Origin of the sequence: Nonomuraea composti, from assembly GCF_012034275.1 — a bacterium.
GTDB classification, from domain to species: Bacteria; Actinomycetota; Actinomycetes; order Streptosporangiales; family Streptosporangiaceae; genus Nonomuraea; species Nonomuraea composti.
On sequence record NZ_JAATEP010000022.1, the window covers coordinates 50,810 to 71,027 of the forward strand.

Annotated in this window: 19 protein-coding genes; 5 read left to right on the forward strand and 14 right to left on the reverse strand. The window is 70.7% G+C overall.

Going from position 1 to position 20,218, the window contains the following annotated elements:
- Positions 1-37: 37 nt before the first annotated feature.
- Positions 38-2,266, reverse strand: a complete 2,229-nt coding sequence (gene pcrA, locus HCN51_RS28635) for a DNA helicase PcrA (protein ID WP_168013605.1) — start codon at positions 2,264-2,266, stop codon at positions 38-40.
- A gap of 124 nt (positions 2,267-2,390) precedes the next feature.
- Between pcrA and HCN51_RS28640 the strand changes: the two genes are divergently transcribed.
- A complete protein-coding gene (locus HCN51_RS28640) occupies positions 2,391-3,110 on the forward strand; it encodes a PIG-L deacetylase family protein (protein WP_168013389.1) in 720 nt (239 codons plus the stop codon).
- A 34-nt stretch (positions 3,111-3,144) separates the two neighbouring features.
- On the opposite strand, the gene HCN51_RS28645 is transcribed toward HCN51_RS28640, so the two are convergent.
- The 3 genes from HCN51_RS28645 to HCN51_RS28655 all read right to left on the reverse strand — a co-directional run bounded on the left by HCN51_RS28645 (position 3,145) and on the right by HCN51_RS28655 (position 4,751).
- Complete coding sequence (locus HCN51_RS28645) at positions 3,145-3,573, reverse strand: PIN domain-containing protein (protein ID WP_168013391.1); 429 nt, start codon at positions 3,571-3,573, stop codon at positions 3,145-3,147.
- A complete protein-coding gene (locus HCN51_RS28650; protein ID WP_168013393.1) occupies positions 3,555-3,779 on the reverse strand; it encodes a type II toxin-antitoxin system VapB family antitoxin in 225 nt (74 codons plus the stop codon). Before HCN51_RS28650 ends, HCN51_RS28645 begins: the two co-directional genes overlap by 19 nt.
- Before the next feature lie 243 nt (positions 3,780-4,022).
- On the reverse strand, positions 4,023-4,751 hold the full coding sequence (locus tag HCN51_RS28655) for a CPBP family glutamic-type intramembrane protease (protein WP_168013395.1): 729 nt from the start codon (positions 4,749-4,751) through the stop codon (positions 4,023-4,025).
- 90 nt (positions 4,752-4,841) lie between these two features.
- Between HCN51_RS28655 and HCN51_RS28660 the strand changes: the two genes are divergently transcribed.
- Positions 4,842-5,309, forward strand: coding sequence for a flavodoxin family protein (locus HCN51_RS28660; protein WP_168013397.1), 468 nt, complete (start codon positions 4,842-4,844; stop codon positions 5,307-5,309).
- A 94-nt stretch (positions 5,310-5,403) separates the two neighbouring features.
- Here HCN51_RS28660 and HCN51_RS28665 read toward each other — a convergent pair whose 3' ends face one another.
- The 4 genes from HCN51_RS28665 to HCN51_RS28680 all read right to left on the reverse strand — a co-directional run bounded on the left by HCN51_RS28665 (position 5,404) and on the right by HCN51_RS28680 (position 8,246).
- Positions 5,404-6,555 carry an NAD(P)/FAD-dependent oxidoreductase gene (locus HCN51_RS28665; RefSeq protein ID WP_168013399.1) on the reverse strand — a complete coding sequence of 384 codons (1,152 nt, stop codon included), beginning with the start codon at positions 6,553-6,555 and terminating at the stop codon, positions 5,404-5,406.
- 149 nt (positions 6,556-6,704) lie between these two features.
- Positions 6,705-7,148 (reverse strand): iron chaperone, encoded by a 444-nt coding sequence (locus HCN51_RS28670; RefSeq protein WP_168013401.1) that lies wholly within the window; start codon positions 7,146-7,148, stop codon positions 6,705-6,707.
- 44 nt (positions 7,149-7,192) lie between these two features.
- Positions 7,193-7,804, reverse strand: coding sequence for a VOC family protein (locus HCN51_RS28675; protein ID WP_168013403.1), 612 nt, complete (start codon positions 7,802-7,804; stop codon positions 7,193-7,195).
- An 85-nt stretch (positions 7,805-7,889) separates the two neighbouring features.
- A complete protein-coding gene (locus tag HCN51_RS28680) occupies positions 7,890-8,246 on the reverse strand; it encodes a VOC family protein (RefSeq protein WP_168013405.1) in 357 nt (118 codons plus the stop codon).
- A 190-nt stretch (positions 8,247-8,436) separates the two neighbouring features.
- On the opposite strand from HCN51_RS28680, the gene HCN51_RS59840 reads away from it, so the two are divergent.
- On the forward strand, positions 8,437-11,550 hold the full coding sequence (locus HCN51_RS59840) for an ATP-binding protein (protein WP_346433829.1): 3,114 nt from the start codon (positions 8,437-8,439) through the stop codon (positions 11,548-11,550).
- Positions 11,551-11,882: 332 nt separating this feature from the next.
- On the opposite strand, the gene HCN51_RS28695 is transcribed toward HCN51_RS59840, so the two are convergent.
- From HCN51_RS28695 to HCN51_RS28705, 3 genes are all read right to left on the reverse strand, one after another.
- The gene (locus tag HCN51_RS28695) at positions 11,883-12,140 is read right to left on the reverse strand and encodes a WhiB family transcriptional regulator (protein ID WP_080043083.1); all 258 of its coding nucleotides are present in this window, start codon (positions 12,138-12,140) and stop codon (positions 11,883-11,885) included.
- A gap of 98 nt (positions 12,141-12,238) precedes the next feature.
- Positions 12,239-12,898 carry a neutral zinc metallopeptidase gene (locus HCN51_RS28700; protein WP_168013407.1) on the reverse strand — a complete coding sequence of 220 codons (660 nt, stop codon included), beginning with the start codon at positions 12,896-12,898 and terminating at the stop codon, positions 12,239-12,241.
- A gap of 30 nt (positions 12,899-12,928) precedes the next feature.
- Positions 12,929-14,335, reverse strand: coding sequence for a glutamate-cysteine ligase family protein (locus HCN51_RS28705; protein ID WP_346433830.1), 1,407 nt, complete (start codon positions 14,333-14,335; stop codon positions 12,929-12,931).
- A 449-nt stretch (positions 14,336-14,784) separates the two neighbouring features.
- Here HCN51_RS28705 and galE point away from each other — a divergent pair, with 449 nt between their 5' ends.
- Positions 14,785-15,780 carry a UDP-glucose 4-epimerase GalE gene (gene galE, locus HCN51_RS28710; RefSeq protein ID WP_168013412.1) on the forward strand — a complete coding sequence of 332 codons (996 nt, stop codon included), beginning with the start codon at positions 14,785-14,787 and terminating at the stop codon, positions 15,778-15,780.
- A 334-nt stretch (positions 15,781-16,114) separates the two neighbouring features.
- Here the strand turns inward: galE and HCN51_RS28715 are convergent, their stop codons facing one another.
- The 3 genes from HCN51_RS28715 to HCN51_RS28725 all read right to left on the reverse strand — a co-directional run bounded on the left by HCN51_RS28715 (position 16,115) and on the right by HCN51_RS28725 (position 18,753).
- Positions 16,115-16,882 (reverse strand): hypothetical protein, encoded by a 768-nt coding sequence (locus HCN51_RS28715; protein ID WP_168013414.1) that lies wholly within the window; start codon positions 16,880-16,882, stop codon positions 16,115-16,117.
- A 67-nt stretch (positions 16,883-16,949) separates the two neighbouring features.
- Positions 16,950-17,831, reverse strand: a complete 882-nt coding sequence (locus tag HCN51_RS28720) for a hypothetical protein (protein ID WP_168013416.1) — start codon at positions 17,829-17,831, stop codon at positions 16,950-16,952.
- A gap of 121 nt (positions 17,832-17,952) precedes the next feature.
- Positions 17,953-18,753 (reverse strand): hypothetical protein, encoded by an 801-nt coding sequence (locus tag HCN51_RS28725; RefSeq protein WP_168013418.1) that lies wholly within the window; start codon positions 18,751-18,753, stop codon positions 17,953-17,955.
- 281 nt (positions 18,754-19,034) lie between these two features.
- On the opposite strand from HCN51_RS28725, the gene sucC reads away from it, so the two are divergent.
- Positions 19,035-20,216: an ADP-forming succinate--CoA ligase subunit beta gene (gene sucC / locus HCN51_RS28730; RefSeq protein ID WP_080043076.1), complete on the forward strand. Its 1,182-nt coding sequence runs from the start codon at positions 19,035-19,037 to the stop codon at positions 20,214-20,216.
- Positions 20,217-20,218: the final 2 nt, after the last annotated feature.

Consider the following 20,218-nt stretch of genomic DNA (forward strand, 5'->3'; position numbering starts at 1 on the left):
ACCCGACAGGGCCGCTCCCCGCCGAGGGGGGCGGCCCTTACAGCTTCTCCAGCGGCGCGTACGCCAGCAGCAGCGTCTTCTCCCCGCCGCTGCCGAAGTCGATCTTCACCTTGGTCTTCTCCGCGACCCCGTCGACCGACACCACCGTGCCCAGCCCGAACGCGTCGTGCGAGACCCGGTCGCCCGGCGCCAGCGACGGCACCTTGCGCCCGCCCGAGGAGCTCTTGGCGGGAGCGGGGGGACGGGCCGGCTCGCGCCGCGTGGCGGCGTTCCAGGCCGACTTCTCGGGGTCGGTGCGCCACTCCAGGAGCTGGCCGGGCACCTCGTTGACGAAACGGGAGGCCGGGTTGAACGACGGCGCCCCCCACGAGCTGCGCACGGCTGCCCGCGTGAGGTAGAGCCGCTGCTGCGCCCGGGTGATGCCCACGTAGGCCAGCCGCCGCTCCTCCTCCAGCTCCTTGGGCTCGCCCAGCGAGCGCACGTGCGGGAAGACGCCGTTCTCCATGGCCGTCAGGAAGACGACCGGGAACTCCAGCCCCTTGGCCGTGTGCAGCGTCATCAGCGTGACGACGCCCTGACCGCCGTCGGCGTCGGGGATCTGGTCGGCGTCGGCCACCAGCGACACCTGCTCCAGGAACTCCACCAGCGTGCCCTCCGGGTTGGCCTCCTCGAACTCGGAGGCCACGGAGACGAGCTCGTTGAGGTTCTCCAGGCGGGACTCGTCTTGGGGGTCTTCCGACGCCTCCAGCTCGGCGCGGTAGCCCGTGGTCACCAGCACCTCCTCCGCCAGTGCCGACGGCGGCATGCCCGCACCCTTGGCGATCAGCTCCTCGATCAGCGCGACGAACTCCTTGACCGCGTTGAGCGAGCGCGTGGCCATGCCGTACGCCTCGTCGGCCCGGCGCAGCGCGTCCCAGAAGGTGATGCCCTCGCGCGAGGACAGCGCCTCGATCATCGCCTCGGCCCGCTCGCCGATGCCGCGCTTGGGCACGTTGAGAATGCGCCGCAGCGAGACCACGTCGGCCGGGTTGGCCAGCACCCGCAGGTAGGCCAGCAGGTCCTTGACCTCCTTGCGCTCGTAGAAGCGCACGCCCCCGACCACCTTGTACGGCAGGCCGGTGCGGATGAAGATCTCCTCGAACACGCGGGAGGCGGCGTTGGTGCGGTAGAAGACCGCGACGTCGCCCGGCTTGACGCCCTCCTCGTCGCTGAGCCGATCGACCTCCTGCGCCACGAACATGGCCTCGTCGTGCTCGTTGTCGGCCACGTAACCCACGATCTTGGGGCCGTCGCCCTGGTCGGACCACAGGTTCTTCGGCTTGCGCGACTCGTTGCGGGCGATCACCGCGTTCGCGGCGGCCAGGATGTTCTGGGTGGAGCGGTAGTTCTGCTCCAGCAGGATCGTGCGGGCGTCGGGGTAGTCGCGCTCGAACTCCAGGATGTTGCGGATCGTCGCGCCGCGGAAGGCGTAGATCGACTGGTCGGCGTCGCCCACCACGCACAGCTCCGACATGTCGGCGCCGGTGCGCACCAGCTCGCCGTCGTTGGTGCGCAGCTCCGGATGCCCCACCAGCTCCCTGATCAGGATGTACTGGGCGTGGTTGGTGTCCTGGTACTCGTCGACCAGCACGTGCCTGAACCGCATCCGGTAGTGCTCGGCCACGTCGGGGAAGAGCTGGAACAACGTCACCGTGTTCATGATGATGTCGTCGAAGTCCATCGCGCCGGCCTCGGTCAGCTTGAGCTGGTAGGCCTTGTACGCCTGCGCGAGCGTCTTCTCCAGGTGCGAGCCCGCCCGGTCGATCGCCGTCTCGTAGTCGATCAGCTCGTTCTTGAAGTTGCTCACCTGCGCCGAGAACGAGCGCGGCGGATACCGCTTCGGATCGAGCTCCATCTCCCTGCAGACCATCGCCATCAGCCGCTGGGAGTCGGCCTGGTCGTAGATCGAGAAGCTGGACGGGAACCCCAGCCGCTTGGCCTCCCGCCGCAGGATGCGCATGCAGGCGCTGTGGAAGGTCATCACCCACATGGCCTTGGAGCGCGGGCCGACGAGCTTGTCGATGCGCTCCTTCATCTCCTTGGCGGCCTTGTTGGTGAAGGTGATCGCCAGGATCTCGCCCGGATGCACCTCGCGCTCGGCCAGCAGGTACGCGATGCGGTGCGTCAGCACCCGCGTCTTGCCCGACCCCGCTCCGGCCACGATGAGCAGTGGACTGCCATGATGGATCACGGCCTCGCGCTGCTGCGGGTTGAGGCCATCGAGCAAGGGGTGGTCAACAGAGACTTGGGTCGGCACCCACCTAGGTTAAGACGCTCCACCGACAAACGGCGCCCGGAATGCCGTCGGCGGGGTGCCGGTTGTCCCCCGAGTAAGGTTCGAAAGGGGAGTCATGCTGCCGGAAAGCGAGATCAACCGCGTACTCGTCGTGACCGCCCATCCCGACGACGCCGACTTCGGCTCAGCGGGGAGCGTCGCGTTGTTCGTCGACAAGGGGGTGGAGGTCACCTACCTGCTCGTCACGGACGGTGACGCCGGCGGGAACGAGCGCACTCTGGACAATTCCGGCATGGCGGAGCTGCGCAGGAAGGAACAACTGGCGGCGGCCAAGGCGGTCGGGGTCGCCGACGTGCGCTTCCTCGGCTACCCCGACGGCCAGGTGGTGCCCTCGCTGGAGCTCAGGCGGGCCATCGCCCGGGTGATCCGCCAGGTCAGGCCCGACCTCGTCATCACGCACCACCCCGACCGCAACTACCAGTTCATCGCCCCCAGCCATCCCGACCACCGCGCCGTCGGCGGAGCCACGCTCGACGCGGTCTACCCCGACGCGCGCAACCCGTACGCGTTCCCGGAGCTGATCAAGGAGGAGGGGCTGGAGGCGTGGACCGTACGTGAGGTGTGGCTGAACGGCGGCTCCACGCCCAACCACTGGGTGGACATCACCGAGTCCATGGACCGCAAGCTCGCGGCCTTGCAGTCGCATGTGAGCCAGGTCTCCCACGTGGAAGGGTTCACCGACTTCGTACGCAGCCGCTTCGCCGCCTGGGCCGAGCAGGCCGGGCTCGGCGAGGGCCGCTACGCGGAGGGCTTCCAGGTGGTCCCGACGGCCTGAGGCCCTTGTGGGGCCTCCACGGCCGTCACGGCCTTCATGGCACCGAGCCGGGCGGCACGACCCACAGGGAGGGCTGCCCGGTCACCTCCGAGATGATGTCGAAGGCGTGCCCGTAGTGCAGGATCGTCGCCCCGTGCACCTCGGCGCAGGCGGCGATCAGCAGCTCGTTCGGCCCGATGCCGCGATGCTGCGAGATCTCGACGAGCTGCCGCTGCACGGCCATGGCCCGCGCCTGCACCTCCTGGTCCAGGGGCAGCAGGACGCACTGCCGCTGGGCGTGCAGGATGCGCTGGTAGTGCGCGTAGTCGCGGGCGCTGTAGAGCACCTCCAGGTCGACGACGCTGCAGGTCGCCACCGCCCGCGCGGCGAACAGCGGCTGCAGCGCCCGGGCGATGACGTCGCTGACGCGGATGCGCGCCAGGGCGCTCTTGTCGAGGAGGTACATCAGTCCTGTCGTCGCCACGCAGGCTTCGTGGTCTCCGGATCCAGCAGGTCCGGGCTCCCCTCCGTGCGCCAGAACGCGAACGCTCTGATCGCACCCGCCCGGTCCGCGTCCTTGCCGGCGACCGCCCGCAGTGCGGCGTGGACCGTTTCTCTCGTGGTCGGCGTGCCCAGCGTCTGCTGGGCCGCTTCCAGGAGCTCCTTGTCGATGTCGATTACTGTGCGCACGCGGCAACACCTCCGTACCTCCGGCTTACGTGAATTGCGCTTTCTGGGGGGAGGCGCACACGTCAAGGAGCGCGGCCTTGAAATGAGTCGCCTCGGAGACGTTACGGCCTGCGGAGCCGCAGGTTGTGGCCATGACGAAAGGTCAGGGGATAAAACACTGCCCGGGGGCGAAAATCCTGCACCGCACGCCGGCCGAACGGCCCTCGACCGCTTACCGATTCCGGGCCGGGCAGGATGGATCACTCATTTCGGGTGCGCGGGTGAAGGGTGGCCCTTTCGCGCGGCGCCCGACGGCAGCTTCGCCGCGACGCGGGCGAAGGCGTAGCCGAAGGAGTTGGTGGCCAGGTGCAGCATGACGGGGGTCAGGAGGCCGCGACGGCGCCGCAACTCGCAGAACAGCACCCCGGCCGCCGCCGTCGACACCACGCTCCCCACCACCACCCGGGCCGTGTCCAGGCGCCCGGGGGACTCGCCCGCCGTCAGCGCGCCGAGAGCGGGATTGGCCCGCGCCATGTCGATGGCCGGCAGGATGTGCCACAACCCGAACAGGCCGGACGAGACCGCCGTGGCCGTGGTCGTGCCGTGCTCGCGGCGCAGCATCCCGTACAGAGCCCCGCGAAAGCCCACCTCCTCCAGCAGCACCGTGCCGAGCGGGACCTGGAGCAGCGCCTCCTCCAGCACGCGGGCGCGCGAGAGCGACAGGGCCCGGTCGTCGTGGAAGAGCGGCCTGGTGCGCGGCAGCGCGACGCCGCCCGTGTAGACCGCGGCCACCGCCGCCGCCAGCACACCCCCGGCGACCGCGCCGCGCCGGCCGTGCTCGAACCCGAGCTCCTCCCACGACACGCCGGCCCGGCGCGCCATCGCGACCAGCGCCGCCGTCGCGACGGCGGAGGTCAGCGGCCCCAGGCGCGGGGCGATCTTGTTGTTCATGATGTTGGCGGCGGTGAGGACGGCGATCGAGCGCAGCAGCACCCTTGCAGGCTACGTCGCCACGGGATCGGGCGGTGACCGGCGTCGCGACGGGATCGGCGGCGACCGGCGCGGACATGAGAGGATCGCCCCGTGCCGCCAGCCGTCCGCCGCCTGCTCATCGTGCACCACACCACCTCGCCCGCCCTCCAGGAGCTCTTCGAGGCGGTACGCTCCGGCGCGACCACCGACGAGGTCGAGGGCGTCGAGACCGTCACCCGTGCCGCGCTGCGCGCCACCGCCGTGGACGTGCTGGAGTGCGACGCCGTCATCCTCGGCACGCCGGCCAACATCGGGTACATGAGCGGGGCGCTCAAGCACTTCTTCGACACCGTCTACTACCCGTGCCTGGAGGAGACCCGGCGGCTGCCGTACGGGCTCTACGTGCACGGCAACAACGACACGGGCGGGGCCGTGCGGGCGGTGGAGTCGATCGCGACGGGGCTCGGGTGGGAGCGCGCCCACCTGCCTGTGACGGTGACGGGCACGGTGCGCAAGGACGACCTGACGGCCTGCTGGGAGCTCGGCGCCACCCTCGCCGCCACGATCAGCCCCGTGTGAGGGCGGGCTGTCGGCCGGGCTGTCGGCGGCCAGGCTATCGGCCGGGTTGTCGACCGGGTTGTCGACCGGGCTATCGACCGGGCTATCGGCCGGGCTATCGGCCGGGCGTGAGGGCGGGGTTCAGCGTGACGTCGGGGAACGAGCCGTCACCGAACAGCACCCGGGCCGCCAGCCCCCGACCGGCCCGCCCGCGCAACCCGGCCACCGCCGCCTCCACGGCGGCGGGGGAGCGGAGCCCGGCGAACGCGCGGCGCAACAACAACCGGCCACGGAACCGCGCCCGCAGCGCATTCCCGTCGTACTGCCGCAAAACACTCTCATCCCCCGTACGCAGCCACTCGGCCGTGACCGTCGCCGCCAGCTCCGACATGCGCAGGCACGGATCCAGCCCCCCGGCCGTCAGCGGTGACACCGCGCCCGCCGCGTCCCCCACCAGCAGCCCGGCCGGGCACGCCAGCCGCCGCAGCACCCCACCCACCGGGATCGGCCCTCCCCGTCGCTCGACCGGCCCCGTCGGAGGGGCGTGACCGGGAGCGTCCTCGGCGAAGACCTCCAGCAGGTGACGGACGCCGCTCCGCATCGCCTCCGGATACCCGGCGACCCCCACGTGCGCGTGCCGCCCGTCGTCCACCACCCACCCGAGGTACCCGGGGGCGATCCGGGGATCCAGCACGCAGTGGAACGCCGGCACGCCCCGCCCGGGGGCGATCGGGTGGACGATCTCCGCGCCGATGAGGAAGCGCCTGTTGACGTCGAGACCGAGATCGGAGGCCACCCGGGATCGCGCCCCGTCCGCCCCGACGACGAACCGCGCCATCACCGGCTCCGCCTCCGCCAACCACACGACACGCCTTCCAGCCCCGCCCCCCGCCGATCGCGTCGTGGCGGTGTATCGGACGCCGAGCAGGACCTGGGCCCCCGCCGCCGCGGCCGCGTGGCGCGCGTGCTCGTAGACGCCCGCCATGTCCGCCACGCGATACTCGTCACGGTCACTGGTGAGCCGGACCGGCGCCCGCCTCGACGGCGGGTACAGCAGCACGTCGCGGATGCCCGGCCCGAGCAGCTGGTCCGGCAGGTCGAAGTCGTCGAGGGTGCGCCGCACGAAGATCCCCGTGGTGCGGATGCCCGCCGACAGCGACCTGCGCCGATCGACCACCAGCACGTCCAGCCCGCGGCGGGCGAGCAGGCCCGCCGTACGCAGCCCGGTCAGGCCCGCACCCACGACCAGTACGTCCACTCTTCGCATACCTGGCGACGCTAGGCGGGAGGGCTGTGCCCACGCGATGCTTTGCACGGTACCTCCACAGAGCTGCACCGAAAGGCCGGTATTTCCCCACCGCCGCCTTCCCCCGCCTACTCGCGGGTACGGGGTCGTGGCGCCGCCGCCGGGCGGGCTCAGTTGACCGCCCGCCTGACCAGCTCGCCGATCCGCGCCTCCACCTCGGGCGTGACCTCGGTCAGGGCGAAGGCGGCCGGCCACATCGTCCCGTCGTCCAGGCGTGCCTGGTCGCTGAACCCGAGGGTCGCGTAACGCGTCTTGAACTTCGTCGAGGGCTGGAAATGGCAGACGATCTTCCCGTCGAGCGCGTAGGCGGGCATCCCGTACCAGAGCCTGGGCGCAAGGGACGGCGCGTTCGCGAGGACGATGGCGTGGACGCGCTCGGCCGCCACCCGATCGGACCCCTGCATCTCCGCGATCTTCGCGAGCACGTCCCTGGCCGCCTCCGCCGCCTTCTCCGCGGCGGAGGCGTGCCGCGCCGCCTTCTTCTGGTCCTTGGCGTGCTCCTTCATCGCGGCGCGCTCTTCGGCCGTGAATCCCTGGTAGGTGTCGCTGCTCATGGTCGTCTTCTCCTTTTGGTCGAAGGTGGATGTAAGGGCCTGGTTCAGGCGGACACGGTCTCCCAGACGAACCCGTCCAGGTCCGTGAAGGGCCCGCTGTCGCCGCCGAGGACGATCCGGTGCGACCCGCTGCCCTCCTGCGGGAGGCCGGTGTCCTTGGCCAGGGCCCGGCGCGGGTAGAGCGCGAGCTTGACGTCCGAGGACGGGGTGTCGAACTCGACGTACTTGCCGCCGAAGCTCTTGCCCACGGCCAGGCCGTGCTCGACGTAGAAGCGCTTGCTCGCCTTGACGTCCGCCACGCCCAGCAGGAGCGCGACCTGGTCGATGCGCCGGGCGGCGGGGCTCGAGTCCTTCTTGCTGGAGCTGGCGACCTTGCAGATCGTGCCGTCCGGGGCGCGGAAGATGCCGCCGTAACCCCAGAAGCTCTTCGTGGCCGGCTTCAGCGTGGTGGCGCCGGCGTCGAGAGCGGCGGTCATCAGCGCGTCGACGTCGCCCGGTTGGGACGCCACGAGGGACAGGGCGAAACCACGGAAACCGGTCGTCGGCTCGTCGGAGACACGGACGTTCACGTAGGGGGCCAGACCGACGGCCTGGTAGAAGGCCTGGGCGGCGGTGAGGTCGGAGACTTCGATGGTGACGGACGCGAAGGCGGTCATGACGATTCCTTAGGGGGAGAGAACGAACGAAGCCGGCAGGTCGATCAGCGGGGGCTCAGCGGCCCTTGTGGCATCGGCTGAGTGGTCAGCGGTCCTGGAGGAGGCCGAGGACGTTGCCGTCGGGGTCCACGACCGTGGCCACCACGCGGCCGGCGCCGACCTCGTGCACGGCCTCCTTCACGGTGCCGCCCGCGGCGGTCACCTCGGCGAGCGTCGCCTCGATGTCGTGCACGTGCCAGTACGCCACCGGGGAGGTCATGCCCTGCGGCCCGCCGTCCGGCACCAGCCCGATGTGCTGGCCCTCGGTCTCGAAGCCGACGTAGTAGGCCGTGTCGACCTGCGGCGCGACGCCGAGCAGGGCCGCGTACACCGCCTTGGACCTGGCCAGGTCGGACACGGGGTGCAGCACGGTCTTGATGCCCTGCGTGGAAGAGCCGGTCATGGTCGCTCCTGTTCGTCGTGGGGTTCGTGGGGTTCGTGAACCCGCCGGGTAGGTGCTCACAGCTTCGCGTCCGGCGATGGGGGCGCACATCCGTGGCGGCCACGGATTCGCTCCACGGATCGCCACCACGGACCCCGCACGGTGGCCGTCCCGGATGGGTGCTACGCAGGCGATAGGGCAAACTGGGACAGTGTTGGCAGCAGTGGACATCTCGCCCCGTGAAGCCGAAGTACTGAAACTGGTCGGCGCTCACCTGAGCAACGCCGAGATCGGCGCCCGGCTCTGCATCTCGGTGCGCACGGTGGAGAGCCACGTCTCCTCCCTCCTGCGCAAGCTGGACGTCCCCGACCGCCGGGCGCTCGCCCAGCGGGCACCCGAGCCCGCCGCCGGTGCCGCCCCCTCCCATCCGGCGCCGGTGCTGCCGTCGCTGCTGACCTCGTTCATCGGCAGGGCGAGCGAGCGGGCCGAGCTGGCCGAGATGTTGCGCACGCACCGCCAGGTGACCGCGGCCGGCCCCGGAGGGGTCGGCAAGACCCGGCTCGCGCTGGCCGTGGCCGCGCAGGCGGCCGGCGACTACCCCGACGGGGTGTGGTTCGTGGACCTCGTCCCGGTCACCGACCCGGGTATGGCCGCCACCGCGGTCGCGGGGGCGCTCGGCCTCGGCGAGCAGCCCGGCCGCGACATGACCGACTCCGTGGTCGCCGCCCTGGCCGACCGGCACGCCCTGCTGGTGCTGGACAACTGCGAGCAGGTCGCCGACGGGGTGGCGCTGTTCCTGGAACGGCTGCTGGCGGCCTGCCCCCGCGTGACCGTGCTGGCCACCAGCCGGGCCCGGCTGATGGTGCCGTTCGAGCGGGTGTACGCCGTGCCGCCGCTGTCGCTGCCCGCCGACGGCGGGTCGGACGCCGTCACGCTGTTCATGGAACGGGCGGCCGCGGTCGGCCGGCCGGTGGACCCCGCGCTGCGCGACCAGATCGCCGCGATCTGCGAACGCCTCGACGGCATGGCGCTGGCCATCGAGCTGGCCGCCGCCCGCTACTCCACGCTGGGCCTGGACGGCATCACCGCCGCCCTGTCGCACCCCCTGCGCATGCTCACCGGCGGCTCCCGCGCCGACCAGCGGCACCGCTCCGTGCGGGCCGCGCTGGACTGGAGCCACGCCCTGCTGGACCCCGCCGACCAGGCGCTGCTTCGCCGGGTGTCGGTGTTCGCCGCCCCGTTCACCGCCGCCGCGGCGGCCGAGGTCACCGGGGACGACGAGGGCCTCGTCATCGACGGCCTGGCCCGGCTCGCCGAGCAGAGCCTCCTGGTCGTGTCCGCGTCCACCGCCGGCACGGAGTACCGCGCCCTGGAGACCATCCGCCAGTACGGAACCGAACGTCTGACGGAGGCCGGCGAGCTGGCCGACCTCCGCTCCCGCCACCTCCGCTGGTGCCTGCGTAGGGCCGCGGCGCTCGCCGTCGTGGGGGAGGACTGGCGGCCCCGCTTCGACCAGGTCGCCGACGACCTCCGCGCCGCCCTCGCCTGGGCCGCCGACCAGCCGGAACGCCGCGGGGAAGCGTACGAGCTCGCCCGCAGCCTGGCCGAGCTCACCTTCACCCGCAACCTGATCGGCGAATCCCAGCGCCGCCACGAACAAGCGGCCGCCCTCGCCGAGAACCCCGGCTCGGCCGCTCTCTCACTCCGGCACGCCGCCGTCGTGGCCGGCTGCCGCATGCGCGGCGACGACCTCTTCCGCCTGCGCCGCGCCGCCGCCGACGCCGCCCGTACCGCCGGCGACCCGGCCGGCGCCGCCACCGACCTCGCGATCGCCGCCACCGCCACATTCCGCTTCGCAACCACATTCGTGCAGCTTCCGGCCCCTTCGGAAGTCCTCGCTCTGATCGACGAGGCCCGAACCCTGGCCGGCACCGACCCCGCCGCCCAGGCCGCCGTCGCCACAGCCGAAGCCGGCTGGACCCTTGACGCGGCGGTAAGGGGCGGACAGCAGCCACGTGCCGCCGCGAGGACCACCAATCCCGAACTGAACGCCCCCGCACCCCAGAACCCACCCGCCTCCCCACCGACGGACCCGAACGCCCCCACACCGCCCACGGAGTCCGCCGAGCCCGTCCAGCCGGGCGGTTCCGTGCAACCAGCCGAGTCCGCCGACCCCGACCGACCCGCCGAGCCTACGGAGCCCGCCGAGCCCGCCGAGTTCGCCCGGCCTGCCGAGCCCGGCGAGCCTGCCGAGCCCGTTGAGTTCGCCCGGCCCGCCGGATCTGCCCAGCCCGCTCAGCCCGCTCAGTCCGCTCAGTCCGCGCCGGAGGAATCGGACAGCTCCGTGCCGGAGACGATCGCGCGGGCAGAGCGGGCAGTGGAGCTGACCCACCGCACCCGCGACCCCCTCGCCGAATCGACCGCACTCGACGTGCTGACCGGAGCCCTGAGCTGGGCGGGTGACACGTATGCCGCCGCCGCCACGACCCAGCGCCGGATCACGCTGCTGACGTCCGCCCCTGAGACGCCGGCCGCCGCCCACGAGCTGATCGAGGCGCTCGGTGAGGCCGCCGAGGCCAGCCTGGGCACGGGCGACCTTCCCGCCGCCCGCCGGTGGGCACGCCGGCTCGCCGAGCACCCGCTGCTCGCCGAGGTCGGTCACCGCGCCACGAACTGGCTGCTGGTCACCGACGCGCTGGCGGGCAACGTGGACGAGGTGCTCGCGAACAGCGTCCGGTTCCTGGACGCGTGGCAACGGGCAGGCAGCCCCGCCCAGTCGTACCTCGGCCGGGCGATGGCCGCCGTGGCGATGGTCCACGGCCTGCGGGACGACCATGACGCCCAGCGCGAATGGCAGGGCGCACTGGAACGGCTGGGCCCCCTCCCAGCGCACACCTACGGCTACGGCCCGATCTTCGACGCGATCCTCCTGCTGCACCGCGGCCGCCCGGCGGAGGCCCTGGAACGGATGGCTCCCGAGCCCGCCCAGGTGTGGAAGTGGGTCACCTGGATCTGGCACCACTGGTACGTCGCCCTGCGCACGGAAGCAGCCGTCCTCGCCGGCAGCCCCGCCGCTCGGGACTACGTGACGGAGACCCGCAAGATCGTCGCCGGCAACCCGGTAGCCGGCGCCATCGTGGACCGAGCCGCCGCCCTCCTCGACGGCGACCAGCAGTCTCTGCTCGCCACGGCAGCCGCCTTCGAGACCGCCGGCTGCCGCTACCAGTCGGCCCGCACCCTGGTGCTAGCGGGCACGGACCACGCCGAGCAAGGCGCAGCCATACTCACCGATCTCGGCCTCGCCCCTATGGCCCCATCCCGTTGATCACCACGATGGGCGCCGCCCCCGCCTCGGGAAGCGGCGCTCGCGTGCTTTCCTCCCTTCACTCGCCCCCACCCCTCAAGCAGCCAAGCCCGTCCTGAGAGGACCACACGCGAGGCAGCCCATCGGCGAGGCCGTCCGCTTGCGAGGCTGCCCGCCTGCGAGGCTGCCCGCCTGCGAGGCTGCCCGCCTGCGAGGCTGCCCGCCTGCGAGGCTGCCCGCCTCTGAGACCGCAGGCAGGGCTGCCCACCGGCGAGTGCGTTGAGTCCGCGAGCCCGCCAAGTAGCCGACGCGCTGAGCCCTTCGAAAGGTCGGGTGTAGGGGTGGGGTGGGGGTCAGGAGGCGGCGGGGCGGCGCCAGCCCTCGGGGAAGCGGGTGCGGCGGCGTTCGTCGGGGGTGAGGCCGCCCCAGATGCCTTCCGACTCGCCGGCTCGTAAGGCGTAGGAGCGGCACTCCTCCAGCACCTGGCAGGTCGCGCAGACCGCCTTGGCGCGGGCCTCCTGCAACGGCGTGGGGGCGAGGGGGAAGAAGAGGTCGGGGTCGCTGGATCTGCATGCGCCCCTGCGCAGCCAGCTGATCTCCTCCGGTGGCATGGGTCAACGGTAGAGCGAGGTCATGATCGAAGACATCATCCTCTGGGTTGACCTGTCGATACGACCCTGGGTTCGAGGGAGGCGGGCCAGGTACGACCTCAGCACGCGCCCACCCCGTCCTGGTATCCGCGCGCGAACGACGCCTGCCGTTGCTCGGCCGTTCCGTGGGCGGCCGGGTTGAGCCAGTCGTCGGTGGGGTCGCCGGCTGCCGCGAGGCTTCTGATCAGCTCGTTCTCGTCCCCTGGCTCTGTCGTCAGCGCGCCCGAGTCGACGAGCGCGGACAGGGTGCCGCCCGCGTAGCAGTCGGCCTGGAGCTCCATCTGGACGTTCAGTGTGAAGCCGGTGCGGAGCTGTGCCTGGACGGCGTGCCCCAGCTCGTGCGGGATGATGACATAGACGGATCCGTCGCCCATGTCGCTCCACAGCCCCTCCATCCACCCCTGGTCGAACGCGATGAAGTGGCCGAGCGGGCAGTAGAAGGCGTTGTTCGGGACGGCGGGCTCGTCGCCGCAGCTCGGGCCGGCGCTCCCGGAGTAGGGGATGAAGTCGCTGATCGGCCGGTACGTGCGGCCGAGCTGCTGGAACTGCCGGCTCCAGAACTGCTCGGTCAGCGTGCGCGCCGTGACGACGTCGTCCTCGAACGAGTCGGCTCCGCGCCGGTCCATGGACGGCGCCCGGACGATTCCGCAGGCGGACACCAGGGCGACGGCGAGCAGGCCGGCGAGCAGCCGGGTGATCGGGGGAAGGGCACGGGTCACGGTGTACGCCTCCGCAGAGGTTCGCGGGCTTCAGACGTCCCAGGTGTGGACGGGTTCGTTGGTGTGCATGCGCTCGATGTACTCCAGCGTCATGCCCCGGAGCGCCTCGTGCCGATCACCGGAGCCCGCCTGCGCCCGTACCCGCTCCACCTGCCAGCTCGCGCCCGTGCGGCCGGTCAGGCAGCGGCCCTCGATGACCGACAGCAGCCGGTCCGCGACGTGGCCGTGCACGCCCCACTTGGCCAGCCCGTCGCGCGCCATGGGCAGCAGCCGCCGCAGGATCAGCTCGGCCGCCGGCACCTCGCCCAGCCCCGGCCAGTACAGGCGCGCGTCCAGCCCGTGCCGGGCCGCCGCCGCCAGGTTGTCCTCGGCCGCCTTGAACGACATCTGGCTCCAGATCGGCCTCTCGTCGTACGGCAGCACGCGCATCAACCCGTAGTAGAACGCGGCGTTGGCCGCGATGTCGGCGACCGAGGGGCCGGCGGGCAGCACCCGGTTCTCCACGCGCAGGTGCGGCACCCCGTCCACGACCGCGTAGACGGGCCGGTTCCAGCGGTAGATGGTGCCGTTGTGCAGGGTCAGCTCGTGCAGATGGGGGACGCGGCCGCGTTCGAGCTCGGCGCGCGGATCCTCGTCGTCGCAGAGGGGCAGCAGTGCCGGGTAGTAGCTGACGTTCTCCTCGAACAGGTCGAAAACGCTCGTGATCCACCGCTCCCCGAACCACACCCGAGGCCGCACGCCCTGCGTCTTCAACTCCGCCGGCCGCGTGTCCGTGGCCTGCTCGAACAGCGCGATCCTGGTCTCCCTGTGCAGCTCCTTGCCGAACAGGTACGGCGAATTGGCCGCCACCGCCACCTGCGCGCCCGCGATGGCCTGGGCCGCGTTCCAATGTGCGGCGAACGTCTCGGGGCTGACCTGCAGATGCAGCTGTACGCTCGTGCACGCCGCCTCGGGGGCGACGCTGTCGGCATGCGTGTCGAGGCGTTCGACACCCTCGATGGCCAGGTGCAGGTCCTCGCCCCTGGCCGCGAAGATCTGCTCGTTGAGGAGCCGGTAGCGCGGGTTCGCGGAGAGCGTACCCTCGGTGATGTCCCGCTCGCGCAGCGTCGGCAGGATGCCGATCAGCACCAGGTGGCCGCCCTCCGAGCGGGCGCGCTCGTCCGCGTGGTTCAGCCTGGCCCGCACGTCGTGCTCCAGGCGCAGCGCGCCGTCGCCCGCCAGGTCCTGGGGCTCGATGTTGATCTCGATGTTGAACTGGCCCAGCTCCGTGGCCCAGTCCGGCTGCGCGATCGCGGCGAGCACCTGGGCGTTGCGCATGGCCGCCTCGCCGTACGAGTCCACGATGTTGAGCTCGATCTCCAGCCCCGCGAGCGGCCGCTCGAACTCGAAGCGGGATTCGCGCAGCATCTGGGCGAAGACGTCGAGGCAGCGATGCACTTTTTCACGATATTTACGGCGGTCTTCTCTGCTGAACACGACTACCGGCACGTCCCTGCCCATAGCTCGAAATGTCGCACGCAAAGCCCAACTAAGCCATAGGGCGCGCGCTACGGGATCTCGCCTGGTGCCTGTGAGGCAGGCGGCGCGGATGATCGATCGGCGTAGGTTCCGGTCGGTGCGCGGTTGCGCGGGCGAGCCCGTTCGTGCGGCGGGGAGTGAAGTTGGCGCGCTCGGGTGGGCGGTGTGCATGGACGGGTGGTGCGTGCAGGCGGGTGGCGCGCGTAGATGGGTAGTGCGCGCAGACGGGCGGCGCGCGGACACGGGTGGCGCGCGCAGACGGGTGGCGCACGTAGGGGGAGTGGTTCGATGCGGCAGTACGACGAGCGGCCGTCGAAGTTATCCACAGGTCGTCAACACCTGTGGTCGCGGATGGCTAGGGTGCAGAGATGCGCGTTTTGATTACTGGCGGAGCGGGTTATATCGGCAGCACGATCGCCTCGGCGTGCCTCGACGCCGGGATAGACCCCGTCATTCTGGACAACCTCGTGACGGGCCGGCGAGAGTTCGCCGAGGGACGGCTGTTCTATGAGGGGGATATCAGCGACGGGCCGCTGATTGACAAGATATTTGCGGAAAATCCGGATATCGAGGCCGTCGTTCACTGTGCGGCCCTCATCGTGGTCCCCGACTCCGTGGCCGACCCCATCGGCTACTACCGCGCGAACGTCACCAAGAGCCTCGAGTTCGTCGACCACCTGATCCGCAACGGCCGCACCCGGATGATCTTCAGCTCCTCGGCGTCGATCTACCAGGCCGGCGCCGACCACACGGTGACCGAGGAGTCCCCGCTCGACCCCCAGAGCCCGTACGCGCGGACGAAGGCGGTCTGCGAGGGCATGTTCGCCGACATCTCCGCGAGCCGGCCGATCCGGATCCTGTCCTTGCGTTACTTCAACCCGATCGGCGCCGACCCCCAGATGCGCACGGGCCTGCAGCTCCGCCGCCCCAGCCACGCCCTGGGCAAGATGATCGAGGCGTACGAGGAGCGCGTCCCGTTCCGGATCACCGGCACCGACTGGCCCACGAGCGACGGCACCGGCATCCGCGACTACATCCACGTCTGGGACCTGGCGACCGCCCACGTGGCGGCGCTGCGGCGCTTCGACGAGCTGGACACCGACGTGATCAACCTCGGCACGGGCGCGGGCACGACGGTCCGCGAGCTGGTCGACGCGTTCAACCGCGTCGTCGACCGCCCCATCGAGGTCGTCGAGGCCCCGGCCCGCCCGGGCGACGTGGCGGGCGCCTACACCCGCAGCGACCTGGCCCACCGCCTGCTGGGCTGGCAGGCCCGCTACTCGATCGAGGAGGGCATCAGGCACTCCCTGGAGTGGGCGGCCCTCCGCGACTCCAGACTGGAGCCGGCCGACGGCGCCTCCTGACACGACCCGGCCGACGGCGCCTCCTGACACGACCGGGTTGGCGCGCCTCCTGACACGACCTGACGGTGCCGTCTGACGTGGTGCGCCCGTCGGCGTCCCTGACGGGGCATGGAGCGGCGGGGGCTCCTGACGTGGCACGACCCACGGTGGTTCGTGACGCCGGGGTGGATGGCGGGGCGTCCCGAAGCAGGTGACGCCCCAGCCGAGGACATCGGCGTGCGAAGGACCTGAAGCACGCCGAGGACCTGAATCGCGCCGGAGGACCCGAAGCGCGCCAGAGGACCTGAAGAGCGCCGGCGCGGGAGGATCGCCGGGGCGCGGCGTCGTGAGGGATCTACCGGCGGCCGGCGGCCACCGCGCTGTCGGCGAGCTCCAGGATCTCCTCAAGGGTCTCGCCGAACGTGGAGTCCACGATGTCGGCCATGTCGATCACTTCGTGGTCGGGCGGATCCGTGATCGTGACCTCGTGCCCCCAGTCGCTGTACCTGGTGTCGTCGTACACGCTCACGGTCGTCCTGTCGGTTATCTCCTGGGTGCGGAGGTTCGTGGGCAGGCCGCTGGAGCCGGTGCTGAGCCGGAAGTCGTAGCCGGCGGGCGCGCGGTCGCCGCCGAGCTTGCGGGCCTGCTTCGCGGTCACGCTGCCCCTGTAGGCGCCGTTCCGTACGGACGTGGTGTGCGAGAGCAGGCCCTTGAGCTGGGGGAGCCGCAGGATGTCGACGGGCTGCACCGCGAGGGGGGTCTTGAACGCGTCGCTGTCCACGCGCATCCACGTCTTGCCTTCGGGCAGGTCGTCGCCTTTGAAGTAGAGGCGCCGCCCCACGGTGCGGAAGTGCAGGGTTGTCTTGTCCTCGGTCAGGCGCTCCGAGAGGGTCCCCTCGGAGGCGACGACGCCGGACGGGCCGAACGCGTACGTGCCGCTGATCGAAACGAGCTTCTGCTTGTCGCCCTTGCGTTCCACGATGAGCGCTTCGGAGAACTTCACCCCGTGCCCGGCCACGAACTGCTGTCGCACCGCCCGTACCGGATCGGGGGTGGCCGCCTGGGCGGGGGCGGTGCTGAGGAGGGTCGCGGCGGCCGCCGCCACCGCCAGTGCCTTCTTCATGGAAACGTCCTCGACGAAGAAGGAGTCCCCTTCCGCCTGGGAGGCGGAAGGGGACTCGGTGGTCAGGTCAGCCCGCGATGCTGCCGAGCGGCAGGTCCAGGGCCTCGGAGATGTCGTCCTCGCCGTCCTTGAACGCGGAGGTGACCTCGTCGGCGGGCGGCGCCTTGATCGACACGGCGGAGCCCCAGCCGGTGTAGCTGGTGTCGACGCTCACGCTGCCCTTGCCGCCGGTCCCGAGCACGGCCATCGGGAACGTGGTGACGAGCCGCGTGGGCAGGCCGGCCCCGTTGACGGTGATGCGCCAGCTGATGGGGGTCTTCATCGCCTTGGCGGAGGGCTTGGAGGTCCAGGTGGCGCGCAGCCAGGGGGACGCCTTCCACAGGTCGCGGATGAGCGTCTTGCCGGTGTAGCCGCTGCCGGTGGTCTTGGCGCCCTTGAGCAGGGTCTTGACCGTGGCGGGCTCGGCCAGGTTGAGGGGCTGGCCGAACGTGCCGAGCAGGCCGCCGGTCGGGCCCTTCGCCGCCTTGAACCAGGTCTTGCCCTCCGGCATCATCGTCGCCCAGACGTTGCCGGAGATGTACGACGTGGTGCCGATGCGGATGGTGCGCTCCGGCTGGGCCATGGCCTTGATGAGGCTGGCGAGCTCGGCGTTCTCGCCGCTCTCGTCGAGACCTTCGAGGTCGCTGGCCGTGATGTTGAGCTTGCCGGTGATGTCGGAGGCCGCGATGCCCGACTTGCCGAACTGGAGCGTGCCGGTGCGGCGGACGAACACCTCGCGGGTGTCGCCCTCGCTCACGGTGGTGCGCTCGGTGAACTTCACGCCCTTGCCGGGGACGAGCTGCTTCTTGACGGCGACCACGGGGTCCTTGGGCGCTGCGGCCAGCGCGGGGGTGGCGGTCACCAGTGCGGCGGTCGTGGCTAACGCCACGCCCGTCAGGATTCGCTTCATGCGGATGTCCTTGATGTGTTGAGGGGGAAATGACGGCCGGGGCCGGGAGAGCCGGTCCCGGTCGAACGGCTCGGCGGAGGTCGAGAGCTTTCGGACGCCGATCGCTAGAGGACGCCGTGAGCTACTGGACCCTGCCGAGCGAGTTCAGCGAGCCGTTCGGGATCTCCTGGGGCACGTCCGTGTCCGTCCCGAGCTCGCTGTAGTCGACCACCGTGTCGGATGGCGGGGCCTTGACCGTGATCTTGGCGCCCCAACCCGTGTATCGGGTGTTCACGGTGGCGGAGGTCTTGCCGAGGACGCCGAAGTCCATGACGTAGTCGCTGCGGATCCCGGTGATCAAGCCCTTGGAGTTCACGCCGAGGGCGTAGTTGATCTTGATCTTGCCCATGCGCTTGTCGATCTTCTCGCCGTAGACCTTGCCGAGCTCGCCGAACGTGAGCACGCCCCGGTACGTGCCGCCCTTGACGCTCTTCGCCTTGGCGACGAGCGTCTTGAGCAGCTTGGAATTGAAGACGTCGAGCGGTTGGTTGCTGGTGCGCATGGTCGGATCGTTCGGGTAACGCACCCACGTCTTGCCTTCGGGCAATCCTTCGCTGTAAATGCCACCCTGGGCATAGGCGTACTTGCCCACGGTGATCATCCGGGTCGGTGAGATCCCGGCCAGCCCGCCCTTTTCCTTGGTACGCAGGTCGGTGGCGACGACCCCCGACTTCCCGAACTCCAGGCTGCCCGTCGTCGTCATGGCCTGCACGGTCTTCCCGTTCGTCGCCGCACGGGACGTCTCCGAGATTCGCACTCCGTGACCGGCCACGTACTGCTTCTTCAGTGCCTTGACCGGATTCACGGGCGAGGCCTGCGCCGGCGTGGCGGCCATGAGCGCGGCGGACGACGCCAGCGTCAAGCCCGCGAGAATTCGCTTCATTCGGGTTTCCTTCAGCATTACCAAGAGGAGCGGGGGGCAAGCCTGCCATTGGAAGATCACGACCCTATATCGAGCGCTGGGTCTTACGGCGACTAATTCATGCAATTTCTGTGCAGATGTCGTCCCCGAGGAAGTGAGATCACCGTCACATACCGGAAGAACCACGACCCGGTGACCTGGGCAGGTCAAGCTTCGGGCTAGGCTTCACTGGCGGAAACGCCCGGCACGCACGGGTTGCCCGGGGCGTCGAACATCAGTCGGATAAGCAAGGACGGACCCTCGTGGACCTGTTCGAACATCAGGCGAAGGAGCTCTTCGCTGACTACGGCATCCCTGTGCCGCGCGGCATCGTCGCCCACACTGTGGAGGAGGTCCGGTCGGCCGCTGAGGAGCTGACCGGCCGCGTTGTCGTCAAGGCCCAGGTCAAGACCGGTGGCCGGGGCAAGGCCGGCGGCGTGAAGGTGGCCGACGACGCCGCCGACGCCGTGGCCAAGGCCGAGGCCATCCTCGGCATGGACATCAAGGGCCACACGGTCCACAAGGTCCTCGTCGAAGAGGCCAGCGCGATCGCGGAGGAGTACTACTTCTCCTTCCTGCTCGACCGCGCCAACCGCACGTTCCTCGCCATCTGCTCCGCCTCCGGCGGCATGGACATCGAAGAGGTCGCCCACACCTCGCCGGAGAAGGTCGCCAAGGTGCCGGTCTCGGCGCTGACGGGCATCGACCGCGCCAAGGCCCGCGAGATCGCGGTGGCCGGCGGCCTGCCGGAGAAGGCGCTCGACGGCGCCGCCGAGCTCATCGAGAAGCTCTGGTGCTGCTTCGTCGACGAGGACGCCACGCTCGTCGAGGTCAACCCGATGATCCTGTCCGCCGACGGCCAGGTGAAGGCCCTCGACGGCAAGGTCACGCTCGACGACAACGCCGGCTTCCGCCAGACCGACCACGAGGCGCTGGCCGACAAGGCGGCCGAAGACCCGCTCGAGGCCAAGGCCAAGGAGAAGGACCTCAACTACGTCAAGCTCGACGGCAACGTCGGCATCATCGGCAACGGCGCGGGCCTGGTCATGTCCACCCTCGACGTGGTCGCCTACGCCGGCGAGGCCTTCCCCGGCAAGCCGTCGCCCGCCAACTTCCTCGACATCGGCGGCGGCGCCTCGGCCGAGGTCATGGCCGCGGGCCTGGAGATCATCCTCTCCGACCCGAGCGTCAAGTCGATCTTCGTGAACGTCTTCGGCGGCATCACCGCCTGCGACGCCGTCGCCAACGGCATCGTCTCGGCGTTCAAGCTGCTGGAGAGCCGCGGCGAGGCCGTGACCCACCCGCTGGTGGTCCGCCTCGACGGCAACAACGCCCAGCTCGGGCGGCAGATCCTGGCCGACGCCGCGCTCCCGCGCGTCGAGCTGGTAGACACGATGGACGAAGCGGCCAAGCGTGCCGCCGAGCTCGCTGCGGTAGGTGCGTGACC